Annotated in this window: 15 protein-coding genes; 6 read left to right on the top strand and 9 right to left on the bottom strand. The window is 66.1% G+C overall.

Translation table 11 applies throughout. From position 1 onward, the window contains the following. Nucleotides 1-38: 38 nt before the first annotated feature. From KW845_RS00690 to KW845_RS00680, 3 genes are all read right to left on the bottom strand, one after another. A complete protein-coding gene (locus tag KW845_RS00690; protein WP_255592438.1) occupies nt 39-1,604 on the bottom strand; it encodes an ABC transporter substrate-binding protein in 1,566 nt (521 codons plus the stop codon). Nucleotides 1,605-1,690: 86 nt separating this feature from the next. Further along, a complete protein-coding gene (locus KW845_RS00685) occupies nt 1,691-3,094 on the bottom strand; it encodes an amidase (RefSeq protein WP_218367272.1) in 1,404 nt (467 codons plus the stop codon). A gap of 329 nt (nt 3,095-3,423) precedes the next feature. After that, nucleotides 3,424-5,640 carry an acyl-CoA dehydrogenase gene (locus tag KW845_RS00680; protein ID WP_218367271.1) on the bottom strand — a complete coding sequence of 739 codons (2,217 nt, stop codon included), beginning with the start codon at nt 5,638-5,640 and terminating at the stop codon, nt 3,424-3,426. 136 nt (nt 5,641-5,776) lie between these two features. Here KW845_RS00680 and KW845_RS00675 point away from each other — a divergent pair, with 136 nt between their 5' ends. Then, nucleotides 5,777-7,006 carry a nucleoside recognition domain-containing protein gene (locus KW845_RS00675; RefSeq protein ID WP_218367270.1) on the top strand — a complete coding sequence of 410 codons (1,230 nt, stop codon included), beginning with the start codon at nt 5,777-5,779 and terminating at the stop codon, nt 7,004-7,006. A 76-nt stretch (nt 7,007-7,082) separates the two neighbouring features. On the opposite strand, the gene pyk is transcribed toward KW845_RS00675, so the two are convergent. Next, a complete protein-coding gene (pyk, locus tag KW845_RS00670) occupies nt 7,083-8,525 on the bottom strand; it encodes a pyruvate kinase (RefSeq protein WP_218367269.1) in 1,443 nt (480 codons plus the stop codon). A gap of 111 nt (nt 8,526-8,636) precedes the next feature. On the opposite strand from pyk, the gene KW845_RS00665 reads away from it, so the two are divergent. Further along, entirely contained in the window at nt 8,637-9,779 is a 1,143-nt protein-coding gene (locus tag KW845_RS00665) for a glycerate kinase (RefSeq protein WP_218368563.1), read from the top strand. A gap of 46 nt (nt 9,780-9,825) precedes the next feature. Here KW845_RS00665 and rsmA read toward each other — a convergent pair whose 3' ends face one another. Genes rsmA through KW845_RS00650 form a run of 3 tightly spaced genes read right to left on the bottom strand, consistent with a single transcriptional unit; the run spans nt 9,826 to nt 14,562 of the window. Beyond that, the gene (rsmA, locus tag KW845_RS00660) at nt 9,826-10,614 is read right to left on the bottom strand and encodes a 16S rRNA (adenine(1518)-N(6)/adenine(1519)-N(6))-dimethyltransferase RsmA (protein ID WP_218367268.1); all 789 of its coding nucleotides are present in this window, start codon (nt 10,612-10,614) and stop codon (nt 9,826-9,828) included. Between the two features lie 19 nt (nt 10,615-10,633). Next, complete coding sequence (locus KW845_RS00655) at nt 10,634-12,214, bottom strand: peptidylprolyl isomerase (protein ID WP_218367267.1); 1,581 nt, start codon at nt 12,212-12,214, stop codon at nt 10,634-10,636. After that, entirely contained in the window at nt 12,211-14,562 is a 2,352-nt protein-coding gene (locus KW845_RS00650) for an LPS-assembly protein LptD (protein WP_218367266.1), read from the bottom strand. The genes KW845_RS00655 and KW845_RS00650 overlap by 4 nt, the downstream gene beginning before the upstream one ends. A gap of 199 nt (nt 14,563-14,761) precedes the next feature. Between KW845_RS00650 and KW845_RS00645 the strand changes: the two genes are divergently transcribed. The 3 genes from KW845_RS00645 to KW845_RS00635 all read left to right on the top strand — a co-directional run bounded on the left by KW845_RS00645 (nt 14,762) and on the right by KW845_RS00635 (nt 17,315). After that, entirely contained in the window at nt 14,762-15,802 is a 1,041-nt protein-coding gene (locus tag KW845_RS00645) for an aminoglycoside phosphotransferase family protein (RefSeq protein ID WP_218367265.1), read from the top strand. Beyond that, nucleotides 15,802-16,503, top strand: coding sequence for an N-acetylmuramate alpha-1-phosphate uridylyltransferase MurU (gene murU, locus KW845_RS00640; protein ID WP_218367264.1), 702 nt, complete (start codon nt 15,802-15,804; stop codon nt 16,501-16,503). The genes KW845_RS00645 and murU overlap by 1 nt, the downstream gene beginning before the upstream one ends. Nucleotides 16,504-16,610: 107 nt before the next feature. Continuing rightward, nucleotides 16,611-17,315: a DUF6776 family protein gene (locus KW845_RS00635; RefSeq protein WP_255592277.1), complete on the top strand. Its 705-nt coding sequence runs from the start codon at nt 16,611-16,613 to the stop codon at nt 17,313-17,315. 27 nt (nt 17,316-17,342) lie between these two features. On the opposite strand, the gene KW845_RS00630 is transcribed toward KW845_RS00635, so the two are convergent. Continuing rightward, complete coding sequence (locus KW845_RS00630; protein ID WP_218367263.1) at nt 17,343-17,663, bottom strand: 4a-hydroxytetrahydrobiopterin dehydratase; 321 nt, start codon at nt 17,661-17,663, stop codon at nt 17,343-17,345. Nucleotides 17,664-17,750: 87 nt separating this feature from the next. Further along, nucleotides 17,751-18,659, bottom strand: a complete 909-nt coding sequence (locus tag KW845_RS00625; RefSeq protein ID WP_218367262.1) for a LysR family transcriptional regulator — start codon at nt 18,657-18,659, stop codon at nt 17,751-17,753. Nucleotides 18,660-19,001: 342 nt separating this feature from the next. On the opposite strand from KW845_RS00625, the gene KW845_RS00620 reads away from it, so the two are divergent. Beyond that, nucleotides 19,002-20,492 carry a chlorohydrolase family protein gene (locus KW845_RS00620; protein ID WP_218367261.1) on the top strand — a complete coding sequence of 497 codons (1,491 nt, stop codon included), beginning with the start codon at nt 19,002-19,004 and terminating at the stop codon, nt 20,490-20,492. Nucleotides 20,493-20,526: the final 34 nt, after the last annotated feature.

Here is a 20,526-nt window from a genome sequence, read left to right as displayed (position 1 = left end):
TCAGTGGGGAAATGGCGCGACGGCCGTTGCGCACGGCCCTACTTTTCGATGCTGACGTCGGCGAACGACTCGTTCAGGCCGATCCCGGTGGTGACCAGGTTCTTGATATTGCTGCGGTAGAAGGTCAAGTTACGGAACTCGAACAGATAGCCGAGCGCAACATCGGACACCAGGATCTTCTGCGCTTCCGAATACAGCTTCTGGCGCGCTGCGGGGCTGACTTCCGCGGCGGCCTGGTTCAACAGTTCATCCACCCTGGGATTGCGGTAGCCTTCGTTATTGACGAACGGCGAGCCCTTGACGATATTGCTCGACAAGAACAGCCGCGACACGCCCAAGCCCGGGTCGCCATACTGCGCGGTCCAGTTCAACGCCAGGTCGAAGTCGAAATTGGACAGGTGCTGCACCCAGCCGGCGTTGTCCACGGGGTCGATCTCGACTTCGAAGCCCACCTGTTCCAGGCTCTGCCGCAGGTACTCGTCCAGCCGGTCCCATGCCGACCCATACGTCGAACCCGAAGCCAGCAGCTTGATGGGCGTGGCGGCCACATCCACGCCGGACTCCTCGATCAGGGCCTTGGCCTTTTCGGGGTTGTAGTCAAAGGCCGGCACGTCCTTGTCGTAGAACGGGGTGGTGGACGAGACCGGGCCGGTGGCCACGCGCGCCAGTCCGAAGAAGATGTTCTTCACGATGAAATCGCGATTGATCGCGTGCATGACGGCCTGCCGGACCTTGACGTTGTCGAACGGCGGCTTGCGCTGGTTCATGACCATGAACGCTTGCGGCGACAGCATTTCCCAGCCCTGGCTCGAACTATCGACACCCGGCATGGCACCCAGCCGCTTCACGTCGACATTGTCGACATCCAGGCTGCGCATGACCTGGACCACGTTGTTCTCGAACGCCACCGCCCGCGAGGCGGCATCGGGAATCACATGGAATACGATCTTGTCCAGATAGGGCTGCCCTTTGCGCCAATAGTCTGGGTTGCGCACCAGCACGATATGCGACCCTTTCTTCCATTCCTGGAACTTGAACGGGCCGGTTCCCACGGGTGCCTGGTTGGCGGGATTGCTCAAGTAGTCCGTGCCGTCGTACAGATGCTTGGGAACGATGGGCATGCTGTCGTTGGTAAACATCGCCAGGAACGGCGAAAAAGGCTGCTTCAGCTTGAATTCCACCGTCAGGTCGTCAATGGCGGTAATCGATTCGATGAAGGTATTGATAACGCCGCGCGAGCGCGGATGCACTTTGCGCAGGAACTTGTCCACCGAGAAAACCACGTCGTCGGCCGTGAAGGGCTTGCCGTCATGCCACTTGACGCCGGGCTGCAGATAAAAGGTGTAGACCAGGCCGTCGTCGGAGATCTTCCAGGACTTCGCCAGCGACGGGACGGGCTTCAAGTCGAACGAATAAGTCAGCAGGCTTTCGAACATCTTGCTGGCGACATAGGTGGTCGACGTCTGCTGGTTGACCGCGATCATGACGACCGGCGGTTCCGGCTGGGCGACCGCGTGCAAGGTTCCACCTTGCGTCTGGGCCCCGGCCATCGGGCCCGCCCCCGTCGCGCCGATCAAGGCGGCCGCGCAAACGGCGCGCCGCATCCAACGCGAGGCCGCGCGACGGCCGTTGCTCATCAACTGCACTGCCATGTGTGCTGCCATTTCGCTTTCCTCTTGTCTTGTTGTGATTACAGGCCTTGCGGCATATGCCGGTGCCAGTCGGTTTGCTGCTGGAACGCTTGCCCCGCCCATAACAGCAGGGCCTCTTGCCAAGGTCTTGCCACCAGTTGCACGCCGACAGGCAACCCCTGGGCAGAGAACCCCGCCGGCAAGGAAAGCGCGCAGGTGCCCAGATAATTCACCCACCGCGTCAAGGTCCCCAACGGGGTGGCGGCCTCGTCCACTTCCTGCAGCGTGCAGGCGGCCATGGGCACCGTGGGAGTCAGCAACAGGTCGTATCGCCGCATCCAGCCGTCGAATGCCGCGATAGTCCGTGCCCGATGCTCTTGCGCGGCGATATACGCGCTACCGGTTACTGCCTGCCCGGCGATCACCCGCTGCCTGACCCAGGGGTCGAACGGCAGCTCGGCATCGTGGATATAGCTGGCGTGCTGCCGGTAGGCTTCCGCGCTGGTGATCGTGCTCCAGTTCCGGTACAGGCCGGGCAGGTCGAAGGGCAGTTCCACATAGTCGATGTACGCGCCTATCGACCGGAACACCGCAATGGCCTCGTCCGTGGCACGCTGGACCGCGGGATCGACCGGCCAGGGATACTGGCCGGGTGCCATCACCCCTATCTTCAATCGCAACGCGCTGTCGGGCGGCATGGCGGCACTCCAGTTCCAGGGCTGGAACCGGGTCGTGGCATCGCGCGGGTCCGTTCCGGCCAAGGCGCGTGCCAGCAACGCCGCGTCTTCGGCGCTGCGCGTCAGCGGGCCCAGGCAGTCCATGGAAGTCGACAGCGCAATACAGCCGTACCCGCTTACCAGGCCATAGGTTGGCTTCAGGCCGGTAACGCCATTCAACGCCGCCGGAATGCGTACGGACCCTCCCGTGTCGGACCCCAGCGCGGCCGGCGCCAGGCCTGCCGCTACCGCCACGCCCGATCCGCTGCTCGATCCGCCCGGCACCCGATGCTCGCCGCGCCAGTCCCAGGGATTGCGCGGCGTCCCCATCGGCTGGTTGGCCCCCCAGCCGCTGAAAGCGAACTCGGACATATGCAGCTTGCCCAGCAGGATCATGCCTTGCGCCTGCAGGCGTTCGACTGCCGTCGCGGTGGTCTCGCTGCGGCGTGCCCGCCACGCGGCGGCGCCTGCCGTGGTGACCTGCCCTTCGATTTCGCACAGGTCCTTGATGGCGATGGGCAAGCCATGCAAAGGCGGCAAAGGCAGGCCGCTGCTGCGCTGGCTGTCTGCCGCCTGTGCCTGCCGCAACGCGGCTTCTTCGAACACGGCGATGTAAGCGTGCGCCGTGCCGTCCAGCCGCGCTATCCGGTCCAGGAAGCACCGGGTCACTTCAACGGACGTGTATTGCTTCTGGCGCAAGCCTTGCGCAAGTTCTGCCAAACTGGAAAAAGCGATGGATCTCGTCATGTTGTATGTATTGAGGTCGCCGTCCAAGGACAGTGTGGGGATGTCGGGCGCCGGCTACCGCCCGTAGGCGTTCATTCCTGCGCCATTGATGATTCTGGTGGAGCAAGGGCGGCAATGCTTGGCAAGCACGACGCAGGAACAGTATCAGCGGCGCTCTATTTCATACAAATGAAATATATCGATCGATTTTTCGTTTTTTTTGATAACTAGATCGATCGTCCGGCGTGCGTCAACAGGCTTGCCCGCCCGGCCTTGCGCGCGGCGCATGCATACGAAAAAGTGCCTGGCCCGCACGGGACCAGGCACCATTCTGGTTGTGGCAGCCTGGCTTACGCCGGCTTGCGCTCGAACGCCCCTGGCGCGAAATCGTCCACCGCCACCACTTGCGCCACGGCCGCTTCGGCGGCCTCGATCTGGCGTGCCTGCTCGTCGTTGATGGCACCGCCGCGATGGGCCTCGCGCCAATCGCGCACGCCCTCGCGGCGCAGGCGGTCGTGCAGCGGCTGTACGGCATCGACCAGCGCAAAGGCCCGCTCGAGCTGCGCGAGCACATCCGCGCCTTCGCCGCGCTGCAGGTCGGCAACCAACCGGTCGCGCGTGGCCGAAGGGGCCAGCAACAGGTCGGCGCAGTCGCGTGTCAGGGCATCGCCGGGCCCGCGGTTCAGCCGCACGGGCAGCACCATCACGCGCAGCAACCAGGCCAGCGGGCGCGACGGCAGGTTGGCCAGCACCAGGTCGATACGGGATTCGAGGCGAGCGCAGCCGTCATCCATGCACCAATGCACCAGCGGCAGGTCGGCGTGGCGGCGTCCTTCGTCTTCCCAGCGCTTGAGCACGGCCGACAGCAGGTAGAGTTCGGCCAGGATATCGCCCAGGCGCCCCGACAACATTTCGCGGCGCTTCAGCGCCCCGCCCAGCGACCCCATGGCCGCGTCGGCCAATAGCGCGAAGGCGGAGGCATAGCGGCTCAGGCGCCGGTAATGCCGGGCGGTGGGGCCGGTGGCGGGCGCCCGCGCCAGCAGGCCGCCCGTCCAGGCACGCCCCCAGGCACGCAAGGCGTTCTTCGCCGCATGCCCCATGTGCTTCCAGAAGACGTCATGGAACGCTTGCGCGCCGCGCGCCTCGTCGCTGTCGCCCAGCGCCATGACTTCACGCATCAGGTAAGGATGCGCGCGTATGGCGCCCTGGCCGAAGATGATCAGGCAGCGCGTCAGGATGTTGGCGCCCTCGACGGTAATGGCAATGGGCACGGCGCGATACAGCGAGCCCAGGTAGTTCGAGGGGCCATCGATGACCGCCTTGCCGCCATGGACGTCCATGGCGTCGTTGACGGATTCGCGCATGCGTTCGGTGGCGTGGTATTTCATGATGGCCGAGACCACCGCCGGCTTCTGGCCCTGGTTCAGCGCCGCGCAGGTCAGCCGGCGCGCGGCTTCGACCAGGTAGGCATTGGCGGCCAGGCGGCCCAGCTTTTCCTGCACGCCCTCGAAGCGGCCCACCGGGATGCCGAACTGCTGCCGCACGCGCGCGTACATGCCGGTGACGTGGGCGCAGTACACCGCCGCGGCGGCCGACAGCGACGGCAGCGAAATGCCGCGGCCGGCGGCCAGCGCGCTCATCAGCATCTGCCAGCCATGGCCGGCCTTGGCCGGCCCGCCGATCAGGGCATCGAGCGGCACAAAGACGTCTTGGCCCTGGTTGGGGCCGTTCTGGAACACCTGCATGGACGGCAGATGGCGGCGGCCGATGCTGACGCCCGGCGCGTCGGTGGGCACCAACGCCACCGAAATGCCGATATCGGCCGGCCCGCCCAGCAGGCCGTCGGGATCTTGCAGCTTGAACGCCAGCCCCAGCACGGTGGCCACGGGCCCCAGCGTGATGTAGCGCTTGTGCCAGTTCAGGCGGATACCCAGCACTTCCTGGCCGTCTATCGTCTGCCGGCACACGACGCCGGTGTCGGTCATCGAGGCGGCATCCGAGCCGGCCTCGGGGCTGGTCAGGCCAAAGCAAGGCACCTCGGTGCCGTCGGCCAGGCGCGGCAGCCAATGGTCGCGCTGCTCGGGCGTGCCGAATTGCAGCAGCAGTTCGCCGGGCCCCAGCGAATTGGGCACCATCACGGTCACGCCGGCCGTGACGGAATGGGCGGAAATACGGCGCACGACTTCGGAATGCGCGTAGGGCGAGAACCCAAGCCCGCCGTACGACTGCGGAATGATCATGCCGAAGAAGCGCTGCTCGCGCATGAAGCGCCAGACGGGTTCGGGCAGGTCGCCGTGGACCCAGGTGATGTCCCATTCGTTGAGCATGGCGCACAGCTGTGCCACCGGGCCGTCCAGGAACTGTTGTTCGGCCGCGGTCAGGGTGGCCTGCGGCACGGCCAGCAATTTGTTCCAGTTGGGGTCGCCGGTGAACAAGTCGGCGTCCCACCAGACGTCGCCTGCCTCGATGGCTTCGCGTTCGGTATCGGACAAGCCCGGCATTGCGCCACGGGCCCAACGGTAGGCGGGGTCGGAAATGCGGCGGCGGCGCCAGGCGTTGAAATCCATGTTCAACCTTTTATGAAGTGCACGTACCGGTCCAAGTTAACAGAATTGACGCGTGGCTGACATCCCCCAAGGGCCAAGTCTGCGACAATGAGCCTCGCCGCGACCGGCCATTTCCACGCCGCCCTTGTCTTCCATCATGCTCAATAAGCTCTGGTTGGGTTTCTTCCTTGTTGCCACCGCCGCGGGCCTGTATCGCTGGTTCGCCGTGGGCGATGCCGACGTGTTTCGCCAGATCGTCGCCAGCCTGTTCGACATGGCGCGCGTCTCGGTCGAAGTCATGGTGCTGCTGTTCGGCACGCTGACGCTGTGGCTGGGCTTCCTGCGCATCGCCGAGGCCGCCGGCCTGGTCGAGAAGCTGGCCGCGTTGCTGGGGCCGCTGTTTGCCCGGCTGATGCCCGAGGTACCGCGCGGCCACCCGGCCATCGGCCTCATTACCCTGAACTTCGCCGCCAACGGCCTGGGCCTGGACAACGCCGCCACGCCCATCGGCCTGCGCGCCATGCGCGAGCTGCAGACACTCAACCCCAAGCCCGAGACCGCCAGCAACGCGCAGATCCTGTTCCTGGTGCTCAATGCATCGTCGCTGACCTTGCTGCCGGTCACGCTGTTCATGTTCCGGGCCCAGCAAGGCGCGGCCGACCCCACCCTGGTCTTCCTGCCCATCCTGCTGGCCACCAGTGCCTCGACCCTGACCGGCCTGCTTGCCGTCGCGGCCTGCCAGCGCCTGAAACTGTACGATCCGGTGGCGCTGGCCTGGCTGGGCGGCGCCGCCTTGCTGCTGGGCGGCTTCATGGCCGTCCTGGCGGGCATGTCGGCCACCGCCATCGCCAGCCTGTCATCGCTGCTGGGCAACCTGACGCTGTTCGGCGTGTTGCTGGCCTTCTTGCTGGTGGGCGCCTGGAAGCGGGTGCCGGTCTACGAGACCTTCATCGCCGGTGCCAAGGAAGGCTTCGACGTCGCCAAGAGCCTGCTGCCCTACCTGGTGGCCATGCTGTGCGCGGTGGGCGTGCTGCGGGCCTCGGGCGCGCTGGATATCGCGCTGGACGGCGTGCGCTGGCTGGCGCATGCGGCGGGCTGGGACACGCGCTTCGTCGACGCCTTGCCGACCGCGCTGGTCAAGCCGTTTTCGGGCAGCGCGGCACGCGCCATGATGCTGGAAACCATGACCCACTTCGGCGTCGACAGCTTCCCGGCCCTGCTGGCCGCGGTCATGCAGGGCAGCACCGAGACCACGTTCTACGTACTGGCGGTGTACTTCGGGTCGGTAGGCATCCTGCGCGCGCGCCATGCCGTGGGGTGTGCGCTGGCGGCAGACCTGGCCGGGGTGCTGGCGTCTATCGGGGTTTGCTACTGGTTCTTTGGGTGAAGGGTGTGCGGCATTGCCGCGCAGCCGGGTTGGCCATGCATGCGGCGGCATGCATGGCCCCGGGTTGCCGCCGGCGTCATTCCACCATCAGGATCTTCATGCCGTTGGTTCCACCGCTGTCGCGGTAGAAATCGCCCTTGGTCAGGATGACCCAGTCGCCCGCCTGCACACGGCCGCGCTTTTTCAGTTCGTCGATGGCGGCATTGCTGAGCTCGGCCGGGTCGTACGCGGCTGGGTCGAACGGCACCGTGTACACGCCGCGGAACATCGCCACCCGATGCTGGGTCTGGCTGTGCGGGCTGTAGCAGTAAATGGGCACCCCCGAACGGATGCGCGACATGATCAGCGGGGTATGGCCGCTTTCCGTCAACGCAACAATGGCCTTGACGCCGGGAAAATGGTTGGCCGCGTACATTGCCGCCAGGGCGATGGTTTCGTCGCAGCGCGAGAACGTCTCGCCCAGCCGGTGATGCGAATGCGTGGTGGTCGGATGCTTTTCGGCGCCCAGGCAGACCCGCGCCATGGCCTGCACAGCTTCGGCCGGAAATTGCCCCGATGCGCTTTCGGCCGACAGCATCACCGCGTCGGTGTAGTCCAGCACCGCATTGGCCACGTCCGAGACCTCGGCCCGCGTGGGCAGCGGGCTTGAGATCATCGATTCCATCATCTGGGTGGCCGTGATCACCACTTTGTTCAACGTGCGCGCATGCTGGATGATGCGCTTCTGGATACCCACCAGTTCGGCATCGCCTACCTCGACACCCAGGTCGCCGCGCGCCACCATGACGCCGTCGCTGGCGCGGATCAGCGAATCGAGCGCCTCGTCGTCGACCACGGCCTCGGCGCGCTCGATCTTGGCGATGATCCAGGCCTCGCTGCCGGCGGCGCGCACCAATTGGCGGGCCTCGTCGATATCGCGTCCATAGCGCGGAAACGAAACCGCCACGTAGTCCAGCTCGAGCTCGGCCGCCACCAGGATATCGGCGCGGTCTTTATCGGTAAGGCTGGGCGCCGACAGGCCGCCGCCGCGCCGGTTGATGCCCTTGTTGTTCGACAAGGGGCCGCCCACCGTAACGGTGGTGTGCACCGCATCGTCGACAATGCGATCCACCACCAGCACCACGCGGCCGTCGTCCAGCAGCAGCTCATCGCCTGGCTTGCAGTCTTGCACCAGTTCGGGGTAGTCGATACCCACGATGGAGGCATCGCCGGCGTCCTTGGGATAGCTGTTCGACAGCGTGAACGGCTGCCCGGCGCGCAGCACCACTTGCTTGTCGGCAAAGCGCGCGATGCGGATCTTGGGGCCCTGCAAGTCGCCCATCAGGGCCACGAAGCGGCCCTGCTTCGCGGCGATCTCGCGCACCAGGCGCGCCCGCTCGCGGTGGTCGTCGGCCGTGCCGTGCGAGAAATTCAGCCGGGCGACATCGATGCCGGCCCGCACAAGCGCTTCCAGTTGCTCGGGCGTGGACGTGGATGGCCCCAGCGTGGCGACGATTTTGGTGCGGCGCAATACGGACATGGATATCCCTCAGGCGAAACGACGAATTCGCTATGGTACGACGCCCGCCCCGGCCGCGGGTATTATGGGCATACTCGATCCGACTACGTTGCACTCTTGCCACCGACTTCCGTGAAAATCGTCATCGCCCCCGATTCGTTCAAAGAAAGCCTGTCCGCCCCCAACGCCGCGGCTGCCATCGAGCGCGGCATCAAGCAGGCCTACCCTGGCGCGCAAACGCTATGCGTACCCATGGCCGATGGCGGCGAAGGCACGGTGGCCGCGGTATTGGCCGCCACCGGCGGCCAGTGGCGCACCACTCCCGTCAGCGGCGCGCTGGGCGAATCGCTGCAGGCCGCATGGGGTTGGCTGGACGACGGCACGGCCGTCATCGAAATGGCCGCCGCTGCCGGCCTGGAACAAACCCCGCCCGAACGACGCGACCCGCTGCGCGCCAGCAGCGGCGGCGTGGGCGAACTGCTGCGCGCCGCGCTGGATGCGGGTGCGCGCCGCATCATCCTGGGCCTGGGCGGATCGGCCACCAACGATGGCGGCGCCGGCCTGCTGGCGGCCCTGGGCGTGCGCTTCCTGGACGCCGATGGCTGCGACCTGCCGCCTGGCGGCGGCGCCTTGCAGCAGCTCGACCATATCGATACCCAGGGCCTGGACCGGCGCCTGGCCGACGTCCAGATCGATATCGCCTCGGACGTCGACAACCCTTTGTGCGGACCGCACGGCGCCTCGCACACGTTCGGCCCGCAAAAAGGCGCATCGCCCGACCAAGTCGAGCTGCTGGACCGCAGCCTGGCACGGCTGGCCGATGTCTGCGCACGCCACCTGGGCCGCGACGTACGCGATGCGCCGGGCGCCGGCGCCGCTGGCGGCCTGGGCTACGCTGCGCACGCCTTCCTGGACGCGCGCTTTCGCCCCGGCGTGGAAGTGGTCGCCGAACTGGGCAAGCTGGCGCAGGCCATGGAAGGCGCGGCGCTGGCCTTCACCGGCGAAGGCCGCATGGACGCCCAGACCCTGCGCGGCAAGACGCCAGCCGGGGTCGCGCGCATTGCGCGGCAGGCGGGGGTGCCGGTGGTGGCACTGGCGGGCTCGCTGGGCGAAGGCTACCAAGACCTGCACGCTGGCGGCATCACCGCGGCGTTCAGCCTGGCCCCTGGGCCGGTCAGCCTGCAACAGGCATGCGAAAACGCGGCGCAGTACCTGTGCGACCGCGCCCGCGATGTTACCCAGCTATGGTTGGCGGCCAGCAAGCGCATGCTGTAGGCGGGCCCGCCCCGGTTTTATCGCGAAGGCCTGCCGCTGAACGGCCCTAGGCGGGTAGCGCGCCGGCTTGCAGCAATGCGTCGGTCAGGCGGATGAATTTCTCGACCGACACTTCCTCGGCGCGCGCCGTGGGCGCAATATCCAGGGCTTCCCAGGGCACCAGCGCGGCCCAGTCGCCCAGGCCGCGCCGCAGCATCTTGCGGCGCTGTGCAAACGCCCGCGCCACCACGGCCTGCAAGGCCGCATCGCTGGCCGGACGCAAGCGGTCGGCGGGCAGCGGCACCATGCGCACCACCGCCGACACCACCCGGGGCGGCGGGTCGAAGGCTTCGGGCGGCACGTCGAACAGCTTGTCCATGCGGTAGCGCGATTGCAGCATGACCGACAGCCGGCCGTAATCGGCGCTGCCGGGCTGGGCCACCATGCGGTCGATGACTTCCCGCTGCAGCATGAAATGCTGGTCGCGCACTCTGTCGGCGGCTGGCATCAGGTGAAACAGCAGCGGGCTGGAGATGTTGTAGGGCAAGTTGCCGACCACCCGCAGGCGTTCGCCCAGGCTGGCGAAATCCACGGTCAGGGCATCGGCCTCGATCACCGTCAGGTGCTCGGGCGGATATTTGTTGCGCAGGCGCGCCGCCAGGTCGCGGTCGATCTCGACCACGGTCAGGTGAGCCAGGCCGCGCAGCAGGGGCTGCGTCAGGGCCGACAGACCCGGGCCGATCTCGACCACGCGGTCATCGCGCGCGGGCGCAATGGCCCGCACGATGCCGTCGACCACGCTTTCGTCGGTCAGGAAGTGTTGCCCAAAGCGCTTGCGCGCCTGGTGCCTGCTCATGATGGGCTCACGGCCGTGTTCACTGGTTGTTCTGCTCGAGGCGGTCTTGCTTTTCGAGGCGGTTGTCGATGTAGGCCTCGTTGCGCAATTGCGCCAGCCAGTCTTCGAAGGCCGGCTCGGCGCGGCGCTCGAACAGGATCTGGCGCGCCTGCATGCGCTGCAGTTCATCGCTGACATCGTGCTCGCGGCGCTCTTCGACCTGGATCAGGTGCCATCCGAACGGCGACAGCACAGGCTGGCTGATGCCGCCCACCGACAACGCATTCATGGCCTGCTCGAACGCGGGCACCATCTCGCCGGGGTTGACCCAGCCCAGATCGCCGCCCTGCGGCGCATTGGCGTCCTGCGAATACTGGCGGGCCATGTCGCTGAACGACGCGCCGCCATTGACGATGCGCTGGCGGATCTGCTCCAGGCGCTGGCGGGCCTGGTCGTCGCTCATGACGGCCGAGGTCTTGATCAGGATATGCCGTGCGTGCGTTTGCGTAACCTGGACCGGGCCTTGGTGGGCCGGCATGCCCGCGCCCGGCTGGGGCGCTACCGGTGTCTGGGGTGCCGCCGGCTGCTGGGGTGCGGCCGGTTGCTGGGGCGCAGCGGCGCGGCCGCCGGCCCGGTCCAGCACCTTCAGGATATGAAAGCCGTTGCCGCTTTGGACCAGGCCGCTGACCTGGCCCTGCTGCAGCGATGCAATCGCCTTGACGAACAGGTCGGGCCAGCCGTCGAGCGGGCGCGCGCCCATGACACCGCCTTGCAGCGCTTCGGGGCCATCGGACGACGAGGCCGCCAGGCTTGCGAAATCGCCGCCCTGCTTCAACTGCGCCAGTATGCCTTCGGCTTTCTTGCGCAAGGCCGCCACATCGGTCGAACTGGCACCTTCGGGCACGCGCACCAGTATCTGCGCCAGCGCCACCTGCTCGGGCCCGGATTGGGCCGGCGGCGCCGATGGCGGGGCCGGCTGGCCGGGCGCCGGAGCGTTCATGCCGGCACCGGCGCTGGGATTGTGCTCGCGGTCTTTCAGGAAAGCGTCGACCTCGGCATCGGTGATGATGATGTTGGAATCCACCGCGCGCTGGCGCAGGCGGTTCATGCGGATGTCGCTCGCCAGGGATTCGCGGTACTGGGCCCACGAAATGCCGGATTTTTCGATCTCGGTGCGCATCTGCGCCGCCGGAATGCGGTTGCGCCCGGCGATGGTCTCGATGGCTTGGTCGATCTGCGCATCGTTGACACGGATCCCCAGGCGGTCGGCCTCTTGCTTTTGCAGGCGGTCCATGATCAGGCTTTGCAGCACTTGCCTGCGCAGGATTTCCGGCGGCGGCACCTGGATGCCGCGGTGCTTCAGGTCTTCGGTGGCGCGGAGCGCGGCGCTGTCGACTTCACGCAGCGTGATCACATCTTTGTTGACCACGGCAGCGATGCCGTCGACGAACTGTTCTCGCGGCTGCACGGGCTGGCTTGCAGCCGCCCCCGGCTTGGCGCCGGCAGCAGGAGGCTGCGGCCTGGGCGGCTGCTGTGCATGCACGGCGGAAACGCCGGCGCAGGCGGCCAGAACCAGCAGGTTGCCGGGCAGCCGGCGCAAGAGGTGCAAGCTACGCATCATTCATACCTTTCAAATGTCGTGCCCTGAGGCGTCGGAGGCGTCACAGGCTGATACCCCGGGATGCTCTTGTTCAGCAGGCTCATGGGATCTGTACCCAGCGAGCCCAGGCCGCTCAGTTCCAGTTGGAAGAACAGCGCCGTATTGGCATCGGAAGCCGACACGGCGTAGCGCTGGAACACGACACGGCCGGTCCAGCAGCAATCGCCCTTGTATTCCAGGCCGGCGATAGCCTGGGTGATGCGTGGCGACTCGCGCGCGGAGGTCGCCGTGGCCGCTTCGGTACGCAGGGAATAATCGATGCGCCCCACCCCGTACCAGCGTTCGCTGAACGGCCACTGGAACGCCAGGCTGATCTGGTCCTGGCCGCGCGGCTGGTAGGCCACGCCGGGCAGCGGGTCGCGCTGGTAACGGTACGACAGCGCCACCGACGTCAGGCGCTGGGGCCGCCAGCGCGCGCTGATCAACCCGCGCGACCAGTTGTTGCGATAGGGATCGTACTGCGCCGCCACTTCGGTGCTGAGCGTGTCGGTCAGGGCCGCGCCGGCCGCCACCAGGAAGTCGGAGCGCACGTTGTCGCGCGGCGTCTCGCCTGGCAGGGTGACGCGCTGGTCTTCAAAGTACAGGCGCTGCGCCGCCGACAGCGACAGGCGCTCGAAGCCAGTGTCGGCATCGAGCCAGCGGGTGGTCAGGGCAGCGGTGAGCTGGTTGGCGTTGGCGATGCGGTCCCAGCCGCCCGTGTAGATGTTTTCCTGGAAGGCCTGGTCGAAGCTGAAGTTGGCCAGCGTGGTGTCGTACACCGGGATCTTGGATTGGTCGCGATACGGAACGCGCAAGTAGTACAGGCGCGGCTCGAGCGTCTGGATGGAATCGTTGCCGAACAGGGTGGTATCGCGCTCGAAGACCATGCCGGCGTCCACCGAGAAAATAGGCACGGTGCGCGACATGGAGCGCGGATTATCGGACAGGCGATACCAGTCGGTCTGGTATTGGGTGTAGTTGATGCCCACCTTCGGAACCACGAACCAGCCCGGGCGCACGATGGGATACTCGGCGGTGGCGTAGGTCTGGAGCCGGTCGCCGTCGGGCCCCAGGCGCACCCGGTTGAGCAGCGGCTGCTCGAAGCGCACGGCGGTGCTGGTCCATTCGAGGTCGAAGCCGCCCGTGTCGTAGCGCGCGCCCTGCAGGTAGAGCTCGGGCACCTTGTCGTAGGGCGGTGCCAACGGGGCGTCGGGATCTTGCAGGGTCTGGTACTTGTAGACCTGCGCGTACGACTGCCAGTAGCGGTTGCTCCAGCCTACCCGGCCCCGCTGCGGCAGGTAGGTCGTGGAGGCCTCGTTCAGCCCCAGCGTGGAAAAGTCGCGGAAGTAGTTGTCGTCGGAAACCTTGGCGAAATCCCAGTCGGCGTAGAAGCCGCCGCCCAGCAGTTGCTGGTGCCGCGAGCGGAACATCCAGCGGGAATCGCCGGTTTCGTTGTCGCTGGACAGGTAGGTGCCGACCACGTTGCCCGCATACGAGCCGCCCAGGTAGCGGAATTCGGCGCCCAGTTGCGGGCCGCGCTTGCTCAGGTAGCGGGGCTGCAGGGTCAGGTCGTAGTTGGGCGCCAGGTTGAAGTAGTAAGGCACCGATATGTCGATGCCGCTTTTGCTGGTCAGGCCATAGGTGGGCACCAGGAAGCCCGACTTGCGTTCTTTCTTGACCGGGAAGGTCAGGTAGGGCGAGGCCAGCAGCGGCACATCCTTGAAATACAGTACGCCGTTGCGCGCCACGCCCTCGTTTTCGTCGAAATCGAGGTCGACGCTGTCGGCCTTGATGTACCAGGCCGGATTGGGGCACGGGCAGCCGCTGTATTGCACGGTGGTCAGCCGCATTTGCGAACGACTGAAGATCTCGGCCTTTTCGGCGCGGGCAAAGCCTCCGCTGGCGCCGATCCAGAAGTCGGGCGATTCGATTTCGCCACTGTCGGTGTCGATGTTGAACTGCGCGGCCGGGCCGGTTACCAGGGTGCCGTCGCGCATCAGGCGGGCGCTGCCCTGGATGTCGACCTCACCGGTATCGCTGCCGTAGTCGATGCGCTCGCCCTTGACCACGCCGTCGATGCGGCGCACCTGGGCCGAGCCGGTAAGGGTGATGTTGGCATCCGGGTCGCCTTTCAGGTGATCGGCTTCCGTGAAGACGGGGATCTGGTCGTCGGTCAACTGGTGCACGCGCAAGCCGGGCGATTCGCGCAACTGGATCGACTGGCGCAACTGGGGCTTGTCGGCGGGCGGGACAGTTCCCTGGCTGCCCTGGGCGTGAACGGCCCCGGCCAAGCTGACAGCAGAGAGGATCAACCACCGGACCATATGCACCGTGAATGCAAACCTTATCGACAGAAACACCCGCCCCGGCGCGGACACGCATGGCGGCGGTGGTGGCCCGGGCACGACACGCGCAAAACCGCGTGCCGACGGGAACGACCCGGTATTATAGAGAAGCCGCGCGCCATCCTCGCCACGGGGGCGCGCGCGGTTCGCAACCAAACCCTACCGCACTTTCGAGACGGCCCTCTTGAGCACCGACCACGATCCGCGCCTGACCCAGGTACATGCCTGGCTGGACACCCTGCCCGCCAGCCTTGGCCTGGCACCCGACACCCTGCGGCCCGCGTCCAGCGATGCCAGCTTCCGGCGTTATTTCCGCCTGGCCGCCGGCACCCGTACGCTGATCGTGATGGACGCCCCGCCCCCGCACGAAGACGTCGGCCCATTCCTGCACGTGGGCAACCTGCTGCGGCAGGCCGGCCTGAACGTGCCCCAGGTGCTGGCACAAGACCCGGCCCGGGGCCTGCTGCTGCTGTCCGACCTGGGACACGACACGTATTACCAGCGTATCCAGGACGGCCTGTCCGACGCCCAGTTGCAGACCCTGTACCGCGATGCGCTGGCGGCGCTGGTCAGTATGCAGCAGGCCCGCACCGATGGCCTGCCCACCTATGATCGCGCGCGCCTGGCCGCCGAGCTCGACCTGTTTCCCGAATGGTACGTGGCACGGCACCATGGCGTGCAGCTGGATGACAAGACCGCGGCCGCGCTGCAGCACATCTTCGGCCTGCTGTCCGGCGCCAACTCCGCGCAGCACCCGGTGCTGGTGCACCGCGATTTCCATTCGCCCAACCTGATGGTGTGCGACGACCCCGCCTACGGCCCCAATCCGGGCATCCTGGATTTCCAGGATGCCCTGGCCGGCCCCATCACCTACGACCTGGCCTCGCTGGTTACCGACGCCCGCACCACCTGGGAAGAGCCGCAGCAGCTGGATTGGGCGGTGCGCTACTGGGAAATGGCGCGCGCGGCCGGCTTGCCGGTCGACAGCGATTTCGCGGTCTTCCACCAGGCCTACGAATGGATGAGCCTGCAGCGCAACCTGCGCATCCTGGGTGTCTTCGCGCGCCTGCACCATCGCGACGGCAAGCCGGCTTACCTGGCGCACATGCCGCGCGTCAACGGCTACGTGCGCCAGGTGGCGCAGCGCTACGGCGCATTCACGCCCCTGCTGCGCCTGCTCGACAAACTGGACAAGCTCGAAGTGCGTGCGGGGTACACCTTCTGATGCATGCCATGATCCTGGCCGCCGGGCGCGGCGAGCGCATGCGGCCCCTGACCGACCATACGCCCAAGCCGCTGCTGCCGGCCGGCGGCAAGCCGCTGATCGTGTGGCATATCGAGCGCCTGGCCGCGGCCGGCATCCGCGACATCGTCATCAACCATGCCTGGCTGGGCGAACAACTGCCGGCCGCCCTGGGCGATGGCAGCCGATACGGCGTGCGCATTGCGTATTCCGCCGAGCCCAACGCGCTGGAAACCGCTGGCGGCATCGCCCAGGCGCTGCCCTTGCTGGGCGGGCAGCCGTTCCTGGTGGTCAATGGCGACATCTGGTGCGACTGGGACCCCGCCCAGGCGGCCCCCCAGGCGCGCCGCCTGGATGCCATGCAGGCCGACGCCTGGCTGTTGCTGGTGGATAACCCCGCTCATCATCCGCAGGGCGATTTCAGCCTGTCGGCCGACGGCCGGGCCGGCACCGATGGGCCCGGACGGCTGACCTTCGCGGGCATCGGCCTGTACCGGCCCGCCCTGTTCGATGGCCTGGCAACAGGCATGGCCGCGCCGCTGGCGCCCCTGTTGCGCCAGGCCATGGCGCGTGGCATGGTGCTGGGCACCCATCATGCCGGCGCCTGGACTGACGTGGGCACGCCGCAGCGCCTGGCGGCGCTGGATGCCCGCCTGAACAAGGTGTTTCCAAGCCGTACGTAGGCAACCAGACTTGTCTGACGTAACCTGTATTGGCAGGCACGCGTTATTCTCTAGGGTTGGCCGGCCATCTGCTGGTAACACACGTCAATTAAATACAGGGTTTTCGCATGGGCATGTTCGGACGCTCGCAACGGGCCGTTTTCAAACCTTCGGTCTATCAGCCCGGCAAACGCACGCGCCGCATGCCGCGCTGGCTGGTGTTGCTGCTGGTGGGCATAGGCCTGGGCGCCGGCGGCGTCTTGTTCCTGCAGGCCAATTACGGACCGCAGCGCCTGACGGCCGAGCAGTCCGAGCAACTGCAATCCGAGCTGAACGCCGCCAACCTCGACCGCCAGCGCCTGCGCACCGAGCTTGCCGAGGCCACCGAACAGCGCGACTCCAACCAGACCACCCGCGACCAGGCCACGACCGAACTGGAACAGGCCCGCGCCCGCATGCAGGAACTGAACCGGGAATTCCTGATCTTCCAGAACGCCATTCCGCCCGACCCGCGTGGCACCGATATCGGCGTGCGTTCAGGCTCGTTCAACCGTGATCCGGGCAAGCTGAACTACCAAGTGCTGCTGATGCGCGAAAGCAGCGATGGCCCCGCCTTCAAGGGCACGCTGCACTTGGCGGTACAGGGCGTCTACCGCAACGGCCGTTCGGGCACCATCGAACTCGACCCCATCGAAGTCAGCCTGGGCCGCTACCAGGTGGCGCAAGGCGCGGCCGAGATGCCCGAAGGCTTCACGCCGCGTTCCGTGCGCATCCAGGTGCTGGATCCCTCCGAACGCCAGCAGGCCATGCGCATCTACTACGTGCGCGGCTAGCGCTTGCGCCAGCACGGAATGGCCGGTCTAGCCGGCCTTGCCGGCCGCGCCCATGGGCGCGGCCGCGTCATTCATGAAACGCGCCATGCGCGCATCCAGCTCGGTGACGCCACCGGCCGAATGCGTGGCCAGTACCACATCGACGCGGTTGTACACGTTGAACCATTCCGGGTGGTGGTCCAGCTTTTCGGCGTATAACGCCACGCGCGCCATGAAACCGAAGGCGGCGTTGAAATCCTTGAATTTGAAAGTCTTCTGAATGGCATCGCGCTCGGCGTGCGCCTGCCAGCCGGCCAGGCCGGACAACACGGCCTGCGCGCCCAGGCGCGGCAAGGATGGATCAGTCATGAAGTAGCCTCCTGTGTGCGGACGGCCGCAGCGACGGCAATGCGCTTGAACACCCCTGATGGCATGGTAGCCCGCCCGGCCATGCGATCACAAGCCGGCAGCCACGCTGGCGATCACCCCACGCAGCCATTGTTGCGGCGCGCTCTTGTGCGTGCGGTCGTGCCATATCTGAGATACCGAGAATGAACCGAGCGGCAGGGGATGCGGCACGATGCGCAAAGCGTGCAGCTGGGCGAAAGTTCGCGCCACTCTGAGCGCCAACGTGGCGATCAGGTCGGTGGCCGCCAGCGTCGCGGGAATGGCCAGCATGTGCGGAACCTGCACAGTCACTTCGCGCGACACGCCCATCCGCTGCATGACATCCTGCAGCACTCGTTCGCGGGCGCCGTTCTGCCGCGGCATCGAAAGATGCCGGCAAGAAGCGAACTGCTCAACCGTCAAGGTATCGGCCAACAGCGGATGGTGTTCGCGGCACAGGCAAACATATCCGTCATCGAACAAGGCCTGCCGGTACAGGGGAAACGTGACGGCCGACACCGACGACAGCACCAGATCGGCCTTGCCGGCCAATAGCATTTCTTCGGGCATCCAGTGATCGATTGCGTGCACGGTCAGTGACACGGCCGGGGCTACTTCGCTTAATTTGCGCACCAGGACGGGCAGCAATACCAGCGAGACGTAATCGGTGGCGCCGATATCGAAGTGGGCCCGCGCCGTCTGCGCGTCGAAAGCATCGGCGGGCGAAACCAGCGCATTCAGCGCCAGTATCGCCTGACGCACATGCTCGGCGATTTCAAGGGCCTTGTGGGTCGGAACCACACCGCGCCCGTCGCGCAGGAACAGCGCGTCGCCAAAAACGATGCGCAACTGCGCCAGCCCTTTGCTGACGGCCGACTGGCTGGCGCCAAGGCGCCTGGCGGCGCGGGTGACATTCTTTTCGGCAAGCACCGCATCAAATACCAGCAGCAAATTCAAATCGACATTCTTCGCGATCATGAGGCTTCCCCGGGAACGGCGCGAGCAAGGCCGGACATCGTGATAATCAACTATTCCGCATCGGAATCGAAATAGCCATGTTCTTAAGTGGCACGAGCACCGATAAAACGCCCCCTATCGAGATGATGGAGGAACCCCGAAATTACCGGATTTTCGCTCCGCCGCAATGGGCGCGCGGGTACCGAGGCGGCTTCTGGCCGGGCTTGCGGCACAGGGCATATTGTTGACACTGCACTCCTAAATATTCAGCATACTGATCATAAAGCGGTGTGAAGGCCATTGGCCAGGCCAGGCACACCGCCCCGCGATTTTTTTGGACAGCTGAATGCAGGAGCAATTGAAATGAGAACCCGGATAGATGGCGGTTGGGTGGTCGGCTTCAAAGACGGAGGGCATGAGGTCCTGCGCAATGCCTGTGTGGTGTACGAGGGCGAGCGCATTGTCTACGTGGGCCACGACTACCCCGAACCCGTGGACCAGATCATCGACGCAAGCAGCTCGCTGGTGTCGCCTGGTTTCATCGATACGCATGTCCATTCGGGCCATCGCGCCCTGCACAAACTTCTGGCCGATACCGGCCGTCCCGATCTATTCGGCCAGCCGTACATGGATGTGACGATTCCGCGCGCGGGGACAAAGATCCAGGGCTACCCCAACTATCTTGCCCGCGACGAAGCGGCGGCCGATCCCGGAATCGCGCTGCATGCGGCCTTCACCATCAGCGAATTACTGCGCAACGGCGTGACGACCTTCGTCGAGCTGGGTGGCCACGTCGTGGTCCAGGAAGCGCTATGGAAACAGTGCGAGTCGCTGGGAGTGCGCGGCTACCTGGGACCCGGCTACGACAGCGGGCGCTGGGCCTCGGACCAGGACGGCAATCTGACGCGCGAACCCTATCAGGACGGCGGACTGCACCTGTTCAACGACGCGGTCGATTTCATACAGCGCGTCAAGCTGCACGGCAACGATCTGGTACATGGCATTCTGGTGCCCCGCGAAGTGGAAAACTGCAGCGTGGATATCCTGCGCAGAACCGTGGCGGCGGCTCGCGAACTCGGCGTTCCCATGGCAACCCATGCCGGATACAACGTCATCGAGTTCTACGAAACCGTCCGGCAACACCGCAAGACCCCCATCGAACTGCTGGACAGCGTGGACATGCTGACGCCGTCGCTGAACATCGGCCACGCCAACCTGATCTCCGACAGCCCCAGGCTGAACTATTCGGGTGGGCGCGACTTGCAGCGCATGGGCGGCAACCGCGTTTCCGTTTCACATTGCCCGATCAACATCGTGCGCCGGGCGCGCGTGCTGGACTCGTGGAAAAAGTACCGCGAGGCGGGCATCAACATGACCATCGGCAGCGACACCTACCCCCGCGATATGGTCATGAACATGCGCACAGCGTCCTATCACGGCAAGGTCATGAGCCATGACCTGACCGCCGCCAGCGCCGAAGAGGTATTCGAGGCGGCCACGCTGGGAGGCGCACGGTCTCTGGACCGCGCGGATATCGGCCGGCTGGCGCCGGGAGCGCGCGCCGATATCATCGCTATCGACCTCGCCAGAAAAGATGTGTTGCGCTATGGCCCTATCTGGGATCCGATCCGCAGCCTGGTCGAATGCGGCGTCGGGGACGATGTCAGCCTGGTCATTACCAACGGTGTCGTCAGAATGCGCGATAGCGTCATCCCGGATACCGACCTGGGCGCACTACGGGCCTCGGCCCAGGCATTTGCGGAAAACGTATGGGGAAAGCTGCAGGAGTGGGACCCGCTGAAACGTACCGCCCGCGCCATGTGCCGGCCCTCGTTCTGCCCGGACTGCGATTAGGGACCGCCCGCCCGGGCGATTTTCATGATCTTTC

The sequence above is a fragment of the Bordetella sp. BOR01 genome (assembly GCF_019218885.1).
Taxonomy (GTDB): domain Bacteria; phylum Pseudomonadota; class Gammaproteobacteria; order Burkholderiales; family Burkholderiaceae_B; genus Bordetella_A.
This window is presented reverse-complemented; position numbering and strand designations above follow the sequence as displayed.